Here is an 18201-nt window from a genome sequence, read left to right on the forward strand (position 1 = left end):
AACTCAACTCATCAAAGATAACAGTTCATCTCACGGTGTCGTGCCATGGGGTGGCTAACTTGTTCTTGCAATTTGCGTTTGTAAAACTTTTGGGATTATGTGTTAAGTTTTGGATTATCCTAACATCGTACTGATAGACTTACGCACAAAATTCGTTTTAAATAGCTTCTATTACGGTAGTGCTTTTCGGTGTAAGCTAAGTTGTTACTTTAAAGGATATAGACCAGATTTTTCGTTAGCTGGACGATATTCTATTTGTTAAGTATGACTTTTGGCTTGTTACGGATAATATGCAGTTAAATATACGAATTTGACAATAAAAGTCACTATCCTAATGTTTAGAGTTTATTTAGGATATTTACACATTTTTGTGAAGATTTTCGGTTTAAAGCAGATTTTTTCTATAAAGGCGTAAAATGTACTTGTATTTGTCTGCAGACAGGTGACACTATGCAAAAGATTTTCGATGCTCATTTTCATATTATCGAACGACCCTTTTCAATCAATGCGCGCAAAGTACCTCCTCGAAAATCATACTTAGTTGGACGGTATCTTAAGGAGTGCCACAGTTTGCCACTGGATTTTGTTGGTGGCGCAGTAGTTTCTAGCGCGTTTCATGGCGATGATCAGTGGTACTTAATGGGGATTTTGCCGCAGTTAGGTAAACGGTACGTTGGAATCACGCAGATCCCCAATACGTTTACTGATGATGAAATTATGGCGCTTGATGAGATGGGGATTCGCGGGATTAGATTCGATCTCTCGCGGGTTGGCAAAAACTCACTTACAGAAATTGAAACTTTAGCAAATCGTGTTTATAGTTTGGCCAAGTGGTCAACTGAATTTTACTCACCTGGTTCACAGGTAGATCCAGAATTAGAAACTTTGATACTGAAGTTGCCAAAGGTTTCTGTTTATTTTCCTAATACGGTGTGCCTATCATTAATTAGGTTGCGACAATATTTAGCGCATGGCGTTAGACTCAAAGTGACTGGTCTTAGTCACGCCGTTAACCAAAAGAATCAGATGAAGATTGTACTACCGCTGCTTTATCGAGAAAATCCGCAGGGCTTAATGTTTGGTACTGAGCTGCCTGAAACTCAGGCTGATAACTGTTTTTCGATGGCTGATATCTATCGGATCCAAGAAGCACTTTCCTATGATTCGGAGGCTGTCGATAACGTTTTGTATCGGAATGCGCAGAAATGGTATTTCAAGACGATTTGAGGTGGAAGTATGGCTGATAGTAATATTCATCAAGTTGCTGGTGAAATTGAAAAGTACCTTGATGAAAACGCGTCTTTACCGCTATGCGATCGGACGTATTTGGCAATGCGAAAGGCTATCATTTTAGGTAATATCAGTGGCGGTCAGCAGTTTTTTGAGTATAGTTTGGCAAATGTCTTAAATATGTCGCGGACACCACTGAGATATGCAATTGATCGATTGATCGATGAACAGTTGGTGACCCGAGAACGCGGTAGAGGGGTGACGGTGACAGGGTTAGACTCTGAAGCAACGAGTGAGATCTTTTCCATTCGGTTCGAGCTGGATTCATTGGCTACTCGAAACGCCATGCAGCGAATGTCAAAGGGTGATTATGATTGTATGAGTGATCTGCTTAGAGAAGCAGAGGATATGAATAAACATGATAAGGTATCCGATGTGGTCAATTCATTGTCTTTGTTTAATCGCATGATTTATTCATATTCGGAAATGCCTCACCTCAAAGCAATGGTGACTGATATCTCGACGTATTTAATCTATTTCAGAGACGCGAACTTAACCATTAGAAGTCGACGTCAGCGAGCACTGGAAGAACATTGGCGGATCTTCAATGCCATGGTGAGTCGAGATTCCGGTCGTGTTACCCAAGCCGTGGTTCAGCATCTCGACCATTCGCAGGAGGCAATTTTACATGAGATGAACACCCGTAGCCTGCTTCCAGACAAAGTGATCCAACGCCGGTTAAATTCACCTTGGATCTATGACTAACCTAATCGGAGGGCAGAATCATGGCAACCTATCAACTAGGGGTTTTAAAAGGTGATGCGATCGGACCAGAGATCGTCGGGGCCGCCTTGCAGGTATTGCAAGCAGCCACTGCGGCTTTTGGGCAAGGGACGAGGTTTGACTATGTTTCATTGCCGATTGGCTATGAGGCGTTTGCCTCAGATCATGAGCCGGTGCCTGAACGCACCAAGCAAGGGTTGCGGCATGTTGATGGCTGGTTGATGGGGCCGCATGATAATGCCGGCTATCCGCCAGCGATGCAGCGGACGCGCAATCCTTCTGGTGAACTGCGCCACACCTTTTATTTATATGCGAACATTCGTCCTAGCCGCACCTTGCCGGGTACGAATAGCCTAGTGGGGAAAGCGGATCTGGTGATCGTCCGGGAAAATTCAGAAGGCTTTTTATCCGATCGCAATATGTATCAAGGCATTGGCGAAGCGATGGTGACCCCGGATGTGGCTATCACCACCGGGGTATTCACACGCAAGGCCATTACTCGCATTGCCCGGGTGGCTTTTGACTTGGCCCAAAAGCGCCGGCAAAAGGTCACCATCGTGCATAAAGCGAACGTGCTCAAGTATAGCTTCGGTTTTTTCCGCGACGTCTGTTATGCCGTGGCCAAAGACTATCCGCAAGTCACGGTCAATGACATGCATATCGATGCCTTCACGGCGCATTTAGTCCGCAACCCGCAACAATTTGATGTGGTGGTGACCGAGAATTTGTTTGGCGATATTGTGTCTGATCTGGCGGGTGAGTTGGTCGGCAGTTTAGGCATGTCGGCTTCGATCAATACCAACGGGACACAAGTGATGGCTCAAGCCGCGCATGGCGCGGCGCCAGACATCGCCGGTCAAAATGTCGCCAATCCGACTTCGATGATCTTAAGTACGGCGATGTTATTGGACTGGCTTGGCACGAAGCGCCAAGACCCCGCTTTGAACCAGCTGGGGCAGATCATCACCACCGCTGTGGATGCGACGCTGGCTGCAGGGATCAAGACCCCAGATCTTGGCGGCGATACCAGCACCTCGGATTTTGCTTCAGCGGTGATCGCGCATTTGGCGCCGTTGGCATAAGTGCCTGCCGCCATCAAAATAGACCCTATCCTTGGCGATAGGGTCTATTTTGATGGCCACGTTTGCTTGCACTGCTGCCGTCTTGTTACACTTAAGTTATGGTGAATATAAGTATATCTATATATACATCCTGATCAGACAAGGAGTGTTGTGCATGGTAGTAGCACCAAAGCGCGTTGACTTCGCAGTTGCGCCAATTAATATTATGATGGTGATCGATGACCAAATGGTAGCCCAAGCGCTGAATTTATGTCGGACGATCATTGCGCATAACCCGCGTGAACGTATTCACTTTTACGTGGTGTGTGAGCAGGTGTCGCGGCATTACCAAGCGGTTTTGCAGTGGCGATTCGAAGATGACCCTTGGGTGACGATGCACCTTTTGACCCCCAACGTGGCGCTGCCGCCAAATGTTGCCACCAGCGACCGGATCCCGAAAGCGGCCTATTATCGGGTTTTAGTGGATCAATTGCTGGCTGGTCAGCCGGTGCAGCGCGTCTTATATCTGGATGTCGACATGGTCAATACCGGGCGCTTGCGTTCGCTATATGCCACTGACTTAGGCACCAAGCTCATTGGGGCGGTTGCAGACGGCGGCGATCTGGGGCGTTTTGCCAAAATGAATCTGGCTCATGTTCCGCATGAGCGGTATTTCAACTCGGGAATGCTGTTGATCGATGTCGCGCGTTGGCGAGCTGAGCATGTGGCCCAACAGGTGTTGGCCTATGCGCAAGCCAACGTGATGCTTTGTCGCTATCACGATCAAGATGCGCTGAACGCGATCTTGCATGATCAGTGGCAGCCGCTGCATCCCCGGTACAATGCCCAAACCAATATCATGCTGGGCGCCACCCAGCGATTTTCGAAAAAGGTCTTACAAAGCGTGCGGCAACATCCAGTCCTAGTTCATTTTTGCGGGCATCAGAAGCCGTGGAAGAATGGCTTTCCGCACCAATTTCTGGAAAAGTTATATTACAATGCTGCTTTAGGCAGTTAGCCGCAAAAAAGAGCCTCATCAAACGATGAGGCTCTTTTAGATGCGTCAGCTTAGTGTTCCTTGCGCTTGCGAATACGCAATCCCAGCACCGCTAACAAAGCAGCACCGATCAAGGCGATCAAGCCTTGCGTTTGTTCCCCGGCAGCTGGAAGCGCGGCTTGCGATGGGGATGATTTTGCTGCGGTCTTGGTTGCCGGCAGTGCGGTCGTGGTGCCGCTGCCAGTAGTTTGGCCGGCAGTACCGGTGCTAGGTTTGGCCGGATCACCGCCGTTTTGGCCGGTATTGCTGCCGCCAGCGTTGTTGTTATTACCATTACCGTCTTGTCCGCCATTTTCCCCGTCAGTATCCTGCATGGTGATGGTGTAGGTACCCATGAAGAAGGCGTCTGGCAGTTCGAAGTTCGCATGGGCTTCACGAATCGCTTCGGCGTACAGCGGATCGACGCGGACACGATACGTGCCAGCGGCGGTTGGAGCAGTTGCTGTCCAGTCTGCAGTGCCCACCCGCTGATACTGAAGATGCGTGGCCTCTAGATCAAACAGCAGGCTGTGGGAGATGAAATTGGCGGGCAAGCGGTTATCACCAGAGTAGACTTTGGTCCCGCCAATTGTCAGGTGGGGATCGATCGGATCAGGGTTGTTCGGATCCACCAGCTTGGGCAAGATCGTGTAGATCCCCGTGAACATGGCATCATTTAGGGGATAGTCTGGAAAGGCGGCACGGATCGCTTCGACGTACTCTGGCGCGATCCGCACCGGGTATTCACCAACATCCCAAGCCGGTTCGGCGCGCCATTCACCATTTACGTTATATTCGAGCAAGTCCAGCGGCTTGCGGTCTTCACCGGCGATTTCTGCCATCGCAGCCGTCATTGACGGATTGGCTTGAATCAGGGCTTCAGGCACATCTGAAAAGCCGCTGTAGGTGGTGGTCGTCCCGAGTTGCAGAGTTGGCATGGCAGGCGGAGCGGGCACCACATTAAGTGCCGGAATGTCAGGATAGGTGGTGACATAGTTATGGGCGATGCTTGCTGGTAAATGCACGTCTAACTTCACCTTGTGCATCCCCACAGAAAGATCAGAAGATTGAGGCGTAACGGTATAAGACACGGCAGCGTCTTCATCGCCTGGAGCAAGATTACTGATGTCAACTTGCCAGTTATCGGGATCGAGGGGTTGGCCTTCAAAAATAGTTAAAGGGGTGATCATGGTGTTCAAAAGACGAGGTAAGATTTCAAATTCGGTAGAACTAGATGATGCTTCCCTAGTATTGAGTTCTGTCATGATTTTAGAAATTGTCGTGTCTTTTGCGTATGCAGTATAAATGCCAACATCACGCGGGAAGTCACCATTGGCAGTATTAAAGTAAAAATCAGCAAGCGATAGATTGTGTAAAGTCGGGCCCCATTCGTCAGATGGGATGTCGACCATTTCACCGTCACGGCTTCCTTGTATTGAGGCGGTGATAGTCGGCGCATCACCATAAGCAGCGGAAGCAAAATGGAATTCGATCTTGAGGGCATCATACTCCCAAGCCTTTGATTCAGCCGCATGCGTATTAGCTGCTTGCGTGGGAACGGCGATATCATTAGTTTCAGGACGCGGTTTTGGTGTGGGCAGCATGGTACCATGTTTTTCTGTTTGAGGCGCCGGTGCAGGCACTGCGGTAGCATTATTCTCCATACTGGTCGCCGGTGCAGGCAACGTGGCAGGATGATTATCAGCCGAATCTTTACTGTCTGTCGGCTTTTCAGCTGCAGTGGGTGCGGTGGTGATCGCCGCCGCATGCACCACGCCAGCATTGCCGGATACTAATAGGGTGATTAGGGCCAGGCTGCACACCGCAACGCGCTTATTAGGCAGGCGTGTGGTTGGTTTCTTCATCAAAATTCCTCCTTGATCCAATTCGGATCGGTTCCCCCAGCAAATTATCTATAATCTAAGCGTAACAAGACGGCTTTTTGGATTGCAAAACATAAGCTTTTTAATATTTGTCTTGCGCCGTCTGGTGGTTTGCGGTGGTTGGACGCCAAACAGGCCTCATCAACCGTGATGAGGCCTGTTTTGATGCGGATGCTTAAGTGATGCGGCTTAATCGTTTCGACGCTTGCGGGTACGCAATCCCAGCGCCGCTAACAAGGCAGCACCGATCAAGGCGAGCAAGCCTTGGGTTTGTTCCCCGGTGGCTGGGAGGTTGGCTTGGGATGCGGCCGATTTTGCTGCAGTCTTAGCTGCGGTTGCGGGCAGTGCGGTCGTGGTGCCGCCGCCGATTGTGGTGCCGGTATTTTGGTTGGCAGCACCGGTACCAGGTTTAGTCGGATTGCCGCCGTTTTGGCCGGCATTACTGCCGCCAGCGTTGTTGTTATTGTTGCCGCTGTTATTGTTGTTACCATTACCGTCTTGTCCGCCATTTTCGCCATCGCCGCCATTTTCCCCGTCAGTATCCAGCATGGTGATGTTGTAGGTCCCCATGAAGAAGTCGTCTGGCAACTCGAAGTTTGCATGGGCGTCACGAATAGCTTCGGCGTGTTCCGGTTTGACGCGGACGTGATAGCGGCCCACAGCTGTTGGGACAGTCGCTGTCCAGTCTTGTACGCGCGCCGCCGTCACGCCGCGAAATTCAAGATGACTGACGGCTAGATCAAACTGCAGGTTGTGGGTAAGAAAATCAGCTGGCAAGCGGTTGTCACCAGAGTAGACTTTGGTCCCGCCAATCGTCAGCTGAGGATCAAGCGGATGCGGTGCGTTTGGGTCGACTAATTTAGGCGTGATGGTATAAGTGCCAGAGAAGAATTCATCTGGCAAGTCATAGTTGGCATACGCCTCACGAATGGTCGCAACATATTCAGGCTCCACGCGGACATGATAGGTGCCTGCGTCTGTCGGCGCGGTTTTGGACCAGTCAGGCGTGCCGCTTGCTTGATATTCCAGCTGGTCGGCGCTCACACCTAGCGCTAGATCATGGTCGATCAAGTCGGCTGGTAAGCTGGCGTCACCAGAATAGGTTTTGGTGCCGCCAATGCTCAGTTGCGGATCTGTTGGATCAGGATTGTTCGGGTCAATGGTTTTCGGCAAAATGGTATAGAGCCCTGTAAACATGGCATCATCCAGAAAATGGTCCGGGAAAGCAGCGCGGATCTGGCTGACATACTCAGGGGCGATCCGCACCTGATATTCACCTGCATCCCAAGCCGGTTCGGCACGCCATTGGCCATCGACTTCATATTCAAGCAAGTTAAGCGGCCGACTATCTTCACCTGCGATCTCAGCCAAGGCCGCCTCCATGACTGGGTTGGCTTGAATCAGGTCTTCAGGCACATCTGAAAAACCGCTGTAGGTGGTGGTGGTGCCAAGTTGAAGGCTTGGCACATTAGCTGGGTCAGGAATCACATTAATTGCCGGAATGTTAGGATAGTTAGTGATATAATTTTTGGCGATGCTTTCAGGCAGATGCACGTCTATCGTGACATTATGCGTCCCGACAGGCAGGTCAATAGCGTCTGGGGTAACGGAGTAGCCAAGTAAAGCATGCTCATCCCCTGGGGCAAGATTTGAAATGACCACGTACAAATCGTCAAGGTCGATCGGTTGTCCCTCAATAATCGTTAACGCTCCAATTTCAATGGTTAAAGGACGTCTGCCAATGATAAAACCGGGAACTGATGCCATTGCCGACTCCGCACCGAGTTCGTTGGCGATCTGATCAATAATGTTTGGATCAAGTCGTGCGCTATATTCGCCGACATCTCGGGGCTGCTCATTATTGGCAAAACCATCAAAGGTAAAGTCCTCAATGGATAGATTTTTCGCAGTGGGTCCCCATTGTGACTCAGGGATCGTGGTCGCTTGCCCGTCCTTATAGCCTCGAATCGTAAGGCTGAAAGTAAAGTCGTCGCCATAGTCTTTTGAATTAATGGTGGTTGATAAAATCAGTTGATCATACAGATGATTTTGCTTTGGAACTGCTGGTTCGAGCATCTTTTGCGGTATGTTCAGAGGCTTAGCCTGATTACTGTCGAGTTTGACATTTGGCGTGGCTTGCGCTGAATCAGTTGGTGTTGCCGCGATGGTACTTGCAGAACGATTGGTGATCGGTGCTTGCCCGTCGTTGTGGCCAATTGCCGCACTGCTTGCAGAGTTGGTTTCGGTTTGGTGCGTTGGTGGTGACGTTACCGTGGTTTCAGCACTGCCCACCGCCGCATGCACCACGCCGGCATTGCCGGACACTAATAGGGTGATCAGGGCCAGGCTGCACACTGCAACGCGCTTATTGGGCAGGCGTGTGGTTGGTTTCTTCATCAAAATTCCTCCTTGATCCGATTCGGATCAGTTCCCCCAGCAAATTGTCTATACTCTTAGCGTAACAAGGCGGCTTTTGGGATTGCAAAACATAAGCTTTTTAATATTTACCCGTGAGCGGCTGTGATTCGCTATAATGGAACAAAACCTTAAAGGGACGACGATGATGGAAACACAATTACAAGACGATCACTTGAACCTGGTGTTGCCTAACGATCAAGGCACATTGCAAGTATTCCCGGGGGTGCATCCGGCGCAAAAAACGGCGACGACGCTTTATTATCAAGGCAGTGACTTGCTGGGTATCGATCAAGTTGCTGATGCCGCGGTGGTGACGCGCAGCTTGGTGATCCTGCCGCTTGCCGATACTGAGCCGGCATATATCAGCGGTATGTTGAGTGCTTTGGCGACTAAGGCGGGATTAAAGTTCGCCGATCCGAAGCTCACTGTCCCTAAGAATCAGCAAAAACCAGCGCAAGCTTATATCGCCGCACTGCTGCCGGTGCTGACGTTGCTTGGAGCGGCGTTTGCGCCTAAGGCTAAGAAAAAGCCTGCCAAAGCGCAACATCGCTGGCAAAAGGCGGTAGCAGCAGTGGCGTTTACGACTGATTTTGCCGGCACGCAAGCCACCATTTACTGGCAAAAGCGCAACGAAATGCGCTTAGTTGCCGGCGCGCACATGCTGCCTGAGCCGAAACTGAATGCCGATGGCTCTTTGGGCTTTTCTGCCCGCTTTGCCCAGCAGCTGCGGCAAGAGCACCAAGCAGCGTTCAATCAGGATTTTGTGACAACGGCGGATATTATTTTGAAAAGTACCAATGAAGTGGGGTTGTTTTTGTACTTTGGCAACACCAACAGTTGGCTGCAATTCAAAGACGCCAACGGCAAGACGTTGGATGATTGGACCATCGTGAAATAAAGGATCGGCGCCGGCGATAGTGTCGCGGCGCCTTTTTACTACCCGAGACAGGCGCGAATTTGCTATACTGCAAGTGAAGCAGCAGCTGGTTTTTGGCCTAGACCACTAACGGTATCCGTGCTACACTGATAATGTTGAAAACAGCAATGTCTAATGAAGGAGATCATGTAATGAGCTACTACATCCATGCGGACAAGTTTTTCCTGAAGAACACCACTGAAAATGGTGGCTGGCTTGAGGTCACCGATGACCATAAGTTCGGCGATTACATTCCTGCTTATGGTGAAAAGCCCACTGGGCAGATCAAAGATTATGGTGATCAATGGATCGCGCCTGGTTTAGTCGATACGCATATCCACGGCTCGCTAGGGCATGACGTGATGGACAATGACTGGCAGGCTTTGAACGAAATGTCTGAAGGCCTTTTGAAGACTGGGGTCACCAGCTGGTTGCCAACGACATTGACCGCTGATTTTGAGCACCTCAATGCCGTCTGCAAAACTATCGGCGATCACGCCGGCGAAGAAACCGGCGCTAAGATCCAAGGGATTTACTTTGAAGGCCCATTTTTCACCGAAGAACACAAAGGGGCGCAAAACCCGAAGTACTTCCGTGATCCTTCTATTGAAGAATATGATGAATGGCAAAAATCGGCCAAAGGCATGTTGCAAAAAATGGCCTTGGCCCCAGAACGTGATGGTGCCGTTGAATTCGTCAAGCATATGGCCCAAGACGGCAAGGCGGTCGCTTTAGGGCACAGTTCTGCGACCTTTGAACAAGCCAAAGCTTGTATCGAAGCCGGCGCCGGCGTCTTTTGTCACACTTTCAACGGCATGTCAGGCTTGAGCCACCGCGAACCGGGGATGGTTGGCGCGGCCATGTTTTTGAACTTGGTCGATGATGAATTGATCTGCGATGGCCATCATGTGCGGCCGGAAGTGGCGGCGTCTTTGATCCGCGAAAAGACCCCAGAACACATTGCACTGATCACCGATTGCATGTCTGCCGGCTTGATGCCTGAAGGCGATTATATGCTCGGAGAATTCCCAGTGATCGTTAAAGACGGCACGGCGCGCTTGAAAGATGGCGGCAACTTGGCTGGGTCGATCTTGAAGCTCAACGACGCGATCAAAAACGTCGTGGACTGGAACAACAACACCCCGCAAGAAGCCGTGATGATGGCGTCTTATGTACCGGCCAAGTCTTCGAAAATCGATGATAAGTGCGGGAGCATCTTGCCTGGCCGGGATGCCGATTTCTTAGTGTTAAACAAAGACATGAGCTTAGCGGAAACCTACTTGGATGGGGTTTCGCGTTACCAAGCCTAAGCTTGAAGTGCTTTTGGATCTGCCGATGAGCAGCGCCAAAAGCACTTTTTGTTTGCCGTGATTGGTGCCTACGAATCCAAATAATACCGCCTATACATAAGCGCGCAAAAGCGGTATTTTTCGTTTAAATGCTGGTATGACCGCGTCGAGATCCGCCGGCTCGCGCCAATAAAATGACACGACACCAAGCAGCCGCTGCCAGCATTAGCGGCGAAAAACCGCGTGCAGTCGGCATTTATGGGCAAAAGGTCTAGACTTTTGCCGTGAAAAACGAACGTCTCCGGGTAAATGCGGGTTTAAGTAGGGACCAATTCATTTGGCGCGAGAAATCTTTATAAAACCTGCACGCCACGACCCCACATTTTAGCTTATATTTGAAACAGTCTATCGGGTCGCACCATCTTTGGGGGAAAGACGTGGTACCTGAGTAAGGAGTGATGAAGATGACCAAACGAATCGATATGACCGGGCAGCGCTATGGTCGCTTAGTCGTCCAAGAATATGCAGGACGAGATCAGCATAATGGTAACGCGCTTTGGCGTTGTCAGTGTGATTGTGGCAATGTGGTGGTCACTGATGGGTATCGGCTCCGCCATGGCACGACCACCAGTTGTGGGTGCTGGCGGCGTGAAGTGAGCATCAATAATGCCCGGTCTAATCCGGCATTTGTGCGCAATATTGGGTCTCGTAATGGGTTTGGGATCACCAATGGCGTGAACTTACAAGCGTCATTGATCCCGCGGCGCAATAACCGCTCAGGGGTGCCAGGGGTGTCTTTTGACAAAACTGCCGGCCGCTGGGTCGCACGGTTGATGTTGCGCGGCCATTATGTCTTGAATCAAATGTTCATCAATTATGCCGATGCCGTGGCGGCACGGCGGGCGGCCGAAGAGCAATACTTGACTCCGGAAGTCCAGCGGCAACTTGATGAAGCCCCTGATTCTGCCAGCTTAAAACGGGTATTAGCGGCAGTTGCGGCCAGAGTGAGATAAGGAAGCACAACGAAGTCAAGCAACAACTGGGTATTTTTTTAATGGAGGGAGGCGGCATCGTGGGCTGGTTGACAAAAATCAAGGCGTGGCGGCAGCCCAGTCATCTGTCGCCAGAAACGGTCTTGGCGACGATGCCACAAGTCGCGCACAGCTTAGTGGTCCATCTTGGCCCGCTTGATCATGAGCGGCCTTGTTATTGGCAGCTGCGGCAGCAAGGTCAGCACCATGATCGCGCTTTGTTGGCGGTTTCCTTGCCTGATCGCGAAGCCAAGCTGCCGTTGACGGCTGCGGCGGTCGCTGATTTTTGCCAAGCAAGCGCTGCAGCTGGCATAGAGGCCGTATACTTGTTAGGGGTGGCAACAGCCGATTTAGTGGCAGGGGTGTTAGATCAAGTCAGTGCCGGCGCGCCGCGGCCGCAAGGAAAAGCGACTTATTTAGTCTTGCCGGCGCAGACGCTGTATGATTTTTTGGCTAACGAAACGCAAAGTATGCCGGGGCAAGTTCCGCTGGTTGGCGAGTTGTTAGATGGGTGGCCGATGCATCAGGCCAAGACGTTGTCCGCTTACGTGCTGGCGCAACGGCCAGCCGATGAGCCGGGGATATTCAGCCCGGTACCAAGCGGAGCGCGCCAATATGATCAATGGGAACATGCCGAACCAGCAGTGGCCGCGTTGTTTGACGCGCCGCTGCGCCAAGTGGCCGACTCCGGTCACGGCGCGACGTTTGTCTTTACAGATATTGACTAGGAGGGGTGTCATGGACTACGCGGGGATCTTTTTGGAGCGGGCCGATCAATTAAAATACCAGCTATATTCGCTCTTGGCGCGACCGTACGTCACGAACATGACCATTACCGATCTGGCCGGGCTGATGCAAGCGAAGTATCAGCCGACGTATAACGTGTTTCAAGAATTGCTTGGCGATCTTGTGGCGATCACCGGCAAGCGCCGCGACGTGGTGCGCAAGCAAATGTTAGTGGCTGCACCTTTGCCATTGAGTTTGGATGCGTATCGGTCGTATCTGGTGCAGCAAAGCTTGGTGTATCGTTTGATCGATTATGCAGTCACCGCCGCCGCGCCTAGTCCGAATCAATTTTGTGAGCGGGAGTTCATCAGCCGCTCGACGATCTCGCGCAAGCTCAAGCCGGTGAATAACTTGATGGCGCATTTTGGCGTCAAGTTGAAGCTGGCTAAATTAGCATTTTCCGGCAGTGAGATGAACATCCGTTACTTCCTATATACTGTTTATTGGTGGGCCCATCGCGGCAGCTTTTGGCCATTTGAAAATGTCACGCGCAGCACCTTGCATGAAGAATGTAATCAAATCGGGATCATGAACGAGCGGCCGATGACACAATGGCAGATGCAATATTTCTTGGCGATCTCGCATTTGCGCGTCGGGAAAAATCATGCGATCGTGGATAATCCCTACTTGGATGCGTTGGATCAAAAAGTGGTGACCCTGCATCTGCGCGCCGGGCAGCCGCGGCCGCCGTTTACCCGTACGGATACCGCATTTTATAATTTCTTTCAGATCTCGCAGCCGCGGTTTGACATGCGTTCGCGCTTGCCAGAAGCCCCTGCTCAAGAAATCGCGGTTTTGACCAATCCGGCGTCAGCGACAGTCGTTGACGCGTTATGCAATGCCCTTTATCAGTCGGCGTCTGGAGATATCGGCACCGACTTATACTTAAACATGTTGCGGCTGGTCTTTGGGTATTTGATTTGTGGCGGCGACTTCCCGCAAGCGCAAGACGTGATCGGCGGCGGCGTGGATGAAAGTGCGCCGAATGTCGTGGAAAAAGTCCAAGCCGTGGTCCAAACCTTACCGACAGATGCGGCATTTGACGTTTTTCGCCAAAATTGTGACCCGTTTGCCATTGAGATCGCGCGTTTGGCCACGCCATATGTGCGCCGCTGCACACGCAATGCGCGCGTTTTCGTCAAGTTGGATGTGGATCCGGCGATCGAAGGGTACCAAGCACTGACCGGTTTTCTCAATTGTGTCCCATGGGTGGCTCGCGTCAGTGAGGTCCAAAGTGACGAAGAATGCGACGTGGTGATCGGCGCTGACGATTCGCCGGCTAAAAATCTGCCGGCGGATTTCACCTGGTATGCCAACGCCTTGGACCTGGCCACTTATCGAGAAAGCTTGATCCAAAAGTTAGTGACGATCCGCAAAGAAAAACAGGCCCTAGCCGCACTGGAATGATCGCGGCATCAAACACAACCAGGCTTTTGCGCGTGTCGCAAAGGCTTTTTTTGTGGGCAAGAGCGCCGATTCAGCCAGGCTGGTTTCGTGTGGTGGCGGTATCGTGATATGATAGGGCTATCATAGTATAAAGAGGCGTATGATGGATGCCTGAAAACGCAAAAGTCTTACTGGATCATTCTGCTCAGTTGAAATATCAACTTTATCGCTTATTGGCAAAGCACGCCCACCAAGACGTGACGATCACGGACTTAGCGATGATGAATCAGGCTAATTATCAGCCGACCTATGCCGTTTTCCAAGAAATCTTAGCCGACGTGACCGCGTTAGTGGAGCGTCCGCGGGTACAGGTGCGCAAGGAATTGCTCAAAGCCGCACCGCTGCCGGTCAGCTTAGATGCTTATCGGTCTTTTCTCGTGCGCCATAGTTTGCCTTACCGCTTGGTCGATTATTGTCTGACCGGGACGACGCCAAGTTTAGAGGCTTTTTGCCAGCGGGAATTTGTCAGCCGCTCAACAGTCTCTCGCAAGCTGCGGCCGCTGACGGAAATGATGGCAGGCTTTCGGGTCAAGTTAAAACTGGCCACTTTGACGTTTACCGGTCCTGAAACCAACATTCGTTACTTATTTTATGCGTTGTATTGGTGGGCCCATCGCGGATGCTTTTGGCCGTTTGTCCGAGTCGATGAAGCCGATGTCAAACACGCCAGCGAAACATTGACGATCATGCACGACTTGCCCTTGGCCAAACGCCAACAACAATATTTCTTAGCAGTATGCCGCCTGCGGGCTGGCAAAGGCGCCTGCTTGGCGGATAATCCGGTGTTGATGGCTTTAGCCCGGCAAGTCACTGACCGCAAATTGCGCCATGGCGGGGTGCGGCCGCCGCTGAATACTCTGGATGCGGCGTTTTTTAATTTTTATCAGCTCACCCAGCCGCGCTTTGACGTGCAAAAGCCGCCAGCCTTAGCGCCGCAACAAGAGTTGGCGTTGCTGACGACACCGGAAACTAAGCCGGTATTAGCCGCTTTGCAAGCGCAGTTCTACCGCCCACAAAGCGGCGCGTTTAGCACCGAGCTGCGCTTGAATCTGTTGCGGTTGATCTTTGGGTATTGCGCATGCGGCGGCGACTTCCCGCAAGCTCAAGACATCATTGGCCAACACGCTGGGCCTGGCGATGATGCGGTTGAAAAAGGGCTTGATCAATTGGTTCAAGCACTGCCAAAAAAGCCGATCTATGCTGGGATCAAGCGCGATCAAGCCCGGTTTGTGCAAGGCGTTGCGCGCTTGATCATCCCGTATCTTGAAGGGCAAACGCCGCAAAAGCCGTTGCGGGTGCGCTTGGATGTGGATCAGTTAGCGGATGATTACCCACAGCTGGTCGAATTTGTCAGCGCCGTGCCTTGGGTCGCGCAGGTGACGACGCAAACGCCGGATGTCGTGGTCGGCATCGATGATCCGCAACATGGCCACCCAGTCGATTTTCCTTGGTATCCCCATGCCATGGCGGTGCGCTCTTATCGCGACCACCTCATGGCCTATTTGCTGCAAGCACATGCCAACAAGCGGCAAAAAATGGGCCAGCTCAAAACCTCGTAAATTTTCACCTAAAGGGTGCTCCGATTGGGGCACCTTTTTGAGTGGGCTGCACCAGGTCAAGGCCAAGCAGCGATGTGTCAAGACATAGCGAAAACCATTCGTAAATGGTGATTATGAGATAACATTATTGATAAATGTGGTGTCTTGATAGTGATGAAATTGTTCCCACAAGGTTTTTTAAAGTCTATACTTTCCAAAAAGCATAAAGGATTTTATTGAAACGTGCAAAATTCTCAAAAAATATCGGAATATACTATAGTCATAAGTTGAGATATACATCCGCGGACGCCGGGTTGGGTCCGCAATACACCTAAATGGAGGAATAAAATATGAAGAAGAATATGACACTTTCCGCAATGGCACTATTGTCTGCATTGGTGATCGGCGGCTCCGCAGCGGCAACGACGGTTTTTGCGGCGGAAGGTGACCCGACAACAGATCCAGCTGACACCACAGCCGCAACCAAGAGCGGCGCAACAGCAGACACCCCGGCAACTGAAACTGGCGATGCCTATGTAACGTTCACCAAGTCGACGAAGCCAACTGGCCCGATCAACCCTAATCACCCTACAGACGATCCGAATAACCCAGGGACCGGTGAAGTCGGCGATTTGACCTTAGATGCGATCCCGAATGTCTTGAACTTCGGGACCCAAGAAGCTACTTCCGCGGAACAAACCATTACCTTGTTAGCCGCTGGCGACACTGCAGCTGCTAACAACCCGGCTTCCCAAAACAAGCCGACGACTTCGGTCACGGATGGTGATACCCATCAGATCTATACGCAAGTGACGGATATGGCTGCAGCAAAGCCAACTTGGAAGTTAAGCGCGACCTTGAATGCCTTTTCCGGCTCGTTGAAAGACGCGACCATCAACTTGAGCGGGGCCAAGAGCCAAGCCTTGACTGGCAGCGGCGATACCTTGGCATGGACCACAACAGCCGCCGCTGGCAATGAGATCCCAACGGTTGCCGGTGATATTACCTTGACCCCTGGGCAAGCAGCCGACATCGTGGCGTCTTCTAAGGCCACTGGGACCACGCAAGCCGTATGGGACACGAAGAATGTGACCTTGCACGTTCCTGCAGGGACAGCGGTTGCTGGCGACTATACAGCGACCATCGACTGGACTTTAGCTATCGTTGCCGAGTAAGCCATCATTGCGAGTCATGCTTAGCGTGATATGCTAAACTAAGCATGACTCGTTTTAGGAGTTAATTGATTAAAAAAAGGGTGTAGTAGGTATGCGTAAAGCGTTAACGGGGTGGCTCGCAAGCGGGCTAATGATATTAGGTCTAGGCATGATGGCACCAAAAATGGTCCATGCGGATGCCGTGAAGGCGGTGCCGCTGTCTGTGGTGCCGATCACCAATGAATACCAGGTGAATAAGGCCACGATGTTTTATGACCTTGAAATGAAGCCAGGTCAGCACACCGAATTACAAATGAAGCTGATCAATAATGGCAAGTCGCCGTTGACCGTGCGCGTACGCGATACCGCTACCAGCACGACCGATGCGGGACAAATCGACTACACCAATTTGTCGACCCGCTATGATCCGACGCTGAAATACCCCTTACCAACGCTGATCAAAATTCCTAAGCAATATCAAGAAATCAAGATGCCAGCCGAAACCACGGCTACGTACCACTTGCCGCTGACGATGCCAAAGCAGCAGTTTGCCGGGATCATTTTAGGCGGCATTCGCGTCACCCCAGTGGTGAACCAAACGGTGAAACGTGGGATCGGCAATACCTATGGCTATACCGTCGCCGTGCGGTTATCCAATGGGATCGACCAACTGCCAAGTTTGCGCTTGAAGCAGGTGAGCGTGGGCAGTGCCGCTAGCGGCGGTGCCGAAGTGCGCGCTAATATTCAAAATCCTAAGGCGAACCTCTTAAACAAAGGGACGCTGGCGGCGCGCGTGACCAAGCAAGGGCAAAATCGGACGTTGAAGTCGCTCACGTTGAATTCATCCTCTGTGGCGCCAAACTCGAATTTCACAGCGCGCGTGCCTTGGAATGGGTCGATCGCGCCTGGGGATTATACGCTGCATGCCACATACACGTCTAATGATCTGAAGTTTGCCGATCAAAAGGTCTGGCATTTTACCAAGAACTTCCATGTCTCGACGGTTCAAGCAGCCCGTTACACCTTGTCTGCGATGCACATTCCATGGTGGGCTTATGCGATCATGATCGCGATCTTACTGCTATTGATCGTGTTGATCTGGCTGCTCCTCAAACGTCGGAAGGGGGCGAAACCGAGTGCAAGTGCATAAATGGATACGACTCACATTAGTCTTGGTGTTAGCAGGATTAAGCCTGTGGACAAGACAGCAAGTGGCCGCGGCGACTCAAACAACTGATGCGGCAGTCACCTTCACCAATCGGGCCTTGAATCCTGCCGACCCGCGCTTGCCGCTGGCTGACACTAGCGGCGGCGGGGCGGCGGCCACGCCGAACAAGACCCCGAGTCAAGTGGTGGTCAACACGACCCCAGAAGATACTAAAGTCAAAACACCAGACACGAACCGGCAGCAGTTGCCGAATACCAATGCGGCGACGACCCAGCGCACGCGGTTGCCGCAAACTGGCAGTATCACGCTGCCAGCCGCTTTGGTGGTGCTGGTGAGCGTGCTCAGTATAGGCATCAGTTTACCCGTCGTCTTCAATCGGCGGCAACTAGCAAAATGAGTTCACACAAGCGCTGGTTGCGCCGGATCACCGGTGCCAGCGCTTGTTTTGTTTGATCAAAGGGG

General features: G+C 51.4%; 15 protein-coding genes. 13 read left to right on the top strand and 2 right to left on the bottom strand.

Annotation, left to right across the window (positions count from 1 at the left end; all coding sequences use genetic code 11):
* Nucleotides 1-450: 450 nt before the first annotated feature.
* The 4 genes from EKM91_RS11585 (at nucleotide 451) to EKM91_RS11600 (ending at nucleotide 4092) form a co-directional block, all read left to right on the top strand.
* Entirely contained in the window at nucleotides 451-1227 is a 777-nt protein-coding gene (locus tag EKM91_RS11585; RefSeq protein ID WP_125754082.1) for an amidohydrolase family protein, read from the top strand.
* A gap of 9 nt (nucleotides 1228-1236) precedes the next feature.
* Nucleotides 1237-1995: a GntR family transcriptional regulator gene (locus EKM91_RS11590; RefSeq protein ID WP_125754083.1), complete on the top strand. Its 759-nt coding sequence runs from the start codon at nucleotides 1237-1239 to the stop codon at nucleotides 1993-1995.
* Nucleotides 1996-2015: 20 nt separating this feature from the next.
* A complete protein-coding gene (locus EKM91_RS11595) occupies nucleotides 2016-3095 on the top strand; it encodes an isocitrate/isopropylmalate dehydrogenase family protein (RefSeq protein WP_125754084.1) in 1080 nt (359 codons plus the stop codon).
* 154 nt (nucleotides 3096-3249) lie between these two features.
* Complete coding sequence (locus EKM91_RS11600; RefSeq protein WP_164508566.1) at nucleotides 3250-4092, top strand: glycosyltransferase family 8 protein; 843 nt, start codon at nucleotides 3250-3252, stop codon at nucleotides 4090-4092.
* 50 nt (nucleotides 4093-4142) lie between these two features.
* Here EKM91_RS11600 and EKM91_RS11605 read toward each other — a convergent pair whose 3' ends face one another.
* Complete coding sequence (locus EKM91_RS11605; RefSeq protein ID WP_125754086.1) at nucleotides 4143-5975, bottom strand: LPXTG cell wall anchor domain-containing protein; 1833 nt, start codon at nucleotides 5973-5975, stop codon at nucleotides 4143-4145.
* A 207-nt stretch (nucleotides 5976-6182) separates the two neighbouring features.
* The gene (locus EKM91_RS11610; protein WP_125754087.1) at nucleotides 6183-8390 is read right to left on the bottom strand and encodes an MBG domain-containing protein; all 2208 of its coding nucleotides are present in this window, start codon (nucleotides 8388-8390) and stop codon (nucleotides 6183-6185) included.
* 136 nt (nucleotides 8391-8526) lie between these two features.
* Between EKM91_RS11610 and EKM91_RS11615 the strand changes: the two genes are divergently transcribed.
* The 9 genes from EKM91_RS11615 (at nucleotide 8527) to EKM91_RS11650 (ending at nucleotide 18136) form a co-directional block, all read left to right on the top strand.
* Complete coding sequence (locus tag EKM91_RS11615) at nucleotides 8527-9309, top strand: hypothetical protein (protein ID WP_164508567.1); 783 nt, start codon at nucleotides 8527-8529, stop codon at nucleotides 9307-9309.
* Between the two features lie 170 nt (nucleotides 9310-9479).
* On the top strand, nucleotides 9480-10637 hold the full coding sequence (gene nagA / locus EKM91_RS11620; protein WP_125754089.1) for an N-acetylglucosamine-6-phosphate deacetylase: 1158 nt from the start codon (nucleotides 9480-9482) through the stop codon (nucleotides 10635-10637).
* A 443-nt stretch (nucleotides 10638-11080) separates the two neighbouring features.
* Nucleotides 11081-11629 (top strand): alcohol dehydrogenase, encoded by a 549-nt coding sequence (locus EKM91_RS11625; protein ID WP_125754090.1) that lies wholly within the window; start codon nucleotides 11081-11083, stop codon nucleotides 11627-11629.
* Nucleotides 11630-11688: 59 nt separating this feature from the next.
* Nucleotides 11689-12375 carry a hypothetical protein gene (locus EKM91_RS13955; protein WP_164508568.1) on the top strand — a complete coding sequence of 229 codons (687 nt, stop codon included), beginning with the start codon at nucleotides 11689-11691 and terminating at the stop codon, nucleotides 12373-12375.
* 10 nt (nucleotides 12376-12385) lie between these two features.
* A complete protein-coding gene (locus tag EKM91_RS11630; protein WP_164508569.1) occupies nucleotides 12386-13840 on the top strand; it encodes a helix-turn-helix domain-containing protein in 1455 nt (484 codons plus the stop codon).
* Nucleotides 13841-13986: 146 nt separating this feature from the next.
* Nucleotides 13987-15438 carry a helix-turn-helix domain-containing protein gene (locus tag EKM91_RS11635; protein WP_125754092.1) on the top strand — a complete coding sequence of 484 codons (1452 nt, stop codon included), beginning with the start codon at nucleotides 13987-13989 and terminating at the stop codon, nucleotides 15436-15438.
* Nucleotides 15439-15767: 329 nt separating this feature from the next.
* On the top strand, nucleotides 15768-16592 hold the full coding sequence (locus EKM91_RS11640) for a WxL domain-containing protein (RefSeq protein WP_125754093.1): 825 nt from the start codon (nucleotides 15768-15770) through the stop codon (nucleotides 16590-16592).
* 91 nt (nucleotides 16593-16683) lie between these two features.
* Nucleotides 16684-17721: a WxLIP family cell surface protein gene (locus EKM91_RS11645; RefSeq protein WP_125754094.1), complete on the top strand. Its 1038-nt coding sequence runs from the start codon at nucleotides 16684-16686 to the stop codon at nucleotides 17719-17721.
* Complete coding sequence (locus EKM91_RS11650) at nucleotides 17708-18136, top strand: hypothetical protein (RefSeq protein WP_125754095.1); 429 nt, start codon at nucleotides 17708-17710, stop codon at nucleotides 18134-18136. The genes EKM91_RS11645 and EKM91_RS11650 overlap by 14 nt, the downstream gene beginning before the upstream one ends.
* Nucleotides 18137-18201 lie beyond the last annotated feature (65 nt).

It is taken from the genome of Lacticaseibacillus baoqingensis, assembly GCF_003946165.1.
In the GTDB taxonomy this organism is placed as follows: domain Bacteria; phylum Bacillota; class Bacilli; order Lactobacillales; family Lactobacillaceae; genus Lacticaseibacillus; species Lacticaseibacillus baoqingensis.

Excerpts from the sequence above, each read along its gene's own strand:
- EKM91_RS11585 (WP_125754082.1), top strand. The coding sequence starts at position 451 with ATGCAAAAGATTTTCGATGCTCATTTTCATATTATCGAACGACCCTTT.
- EKM91_RS11590 (WP_125754083.1), top strand. The coding sequence starts at position 1,237 with ATGGCTGATAGTAATATTCATCAAGTTGCTGGTGAAATTGAAAAGTAC.
- EKM91_RS11595 (WP_125754084.1), top strand. The coding sequence starts at position 2,016 with ATGGCAACCTATCAACTAGGGGTTTTAAAAGGTGATGCGATCGGACCA.
- EKM91_RS11600 (WP_164508566.1), top strand. The coding sequence starts at position 3,250 with ATGGTAGTAGCACCAAAGCGCGTTGACTTCGCAGTTGCGCCAATTAAT.
- EKM91_RS11605 (WP_125754086.1), bottom strand. The coding sequence starts at position 5,975 with ATGAAGAAACCAACCACACGCCTGCCTAATAAGCGCGTTGCGGTGTGC.
- EKM91_RS11610 (WP_125754087.1), bottom strand. The coding sequence starts at position 8,390 with ATGAAGAAACCAACCACACGCCTGCCCAATAAGCGCGTTGCAGTGTGC.
- EKM91_RS11615 (WP_164508567.1), top strand. The coding sequence starts at position 8,527 with ATGGAACAAAACCTTAAAGGGACGACGATGATGGAAACACAATTACAA.
- nagA (WP_125754089.1), top strand. The coding sequence starts at position 9,480 with ATGAGCTACTACATCCATGCGGACAAGTTTTTCCTGAAGAACACCACT.
- EKM91_RS11625 (WP_125754090.1), top strand. The coding sequence starts at position 11,081 with ATGACCAAACGAATCGATATGACCGGGCAGCGCTATGGTCGCTTAGTC.
- EKM91_RS11630 (WP_164508569.1), top strand. The coding sequence starts at position 12,386 with ATGGACTACGCGGGGATCTTTTTGGAGCGGGCCGATCAATTAAAATAC.
- EKM91_RS11635 (WP_125754092.1), top strand. The coding sequence starts at position 13,987 with ATGCCTGAAAACGCAAAAGTCTTACTGGATCATTCTGCTCAGTTGAAA.
- EKM91_RS11640 (WP_125754093.1), top strand. The coding sequence starts at position 15,768 with ATGAAGAAGAATATGACACTTTCCGCAATGGCACTATTGTCTGCATTG.
- EKM91_RS11645 (WP_125754094.1), top strand. The coding sequence starts at position 16,684 with ATGCGTAAAGCGTTAACGGGGTGGCTCGCAAGCGGGCTAATGATATTA.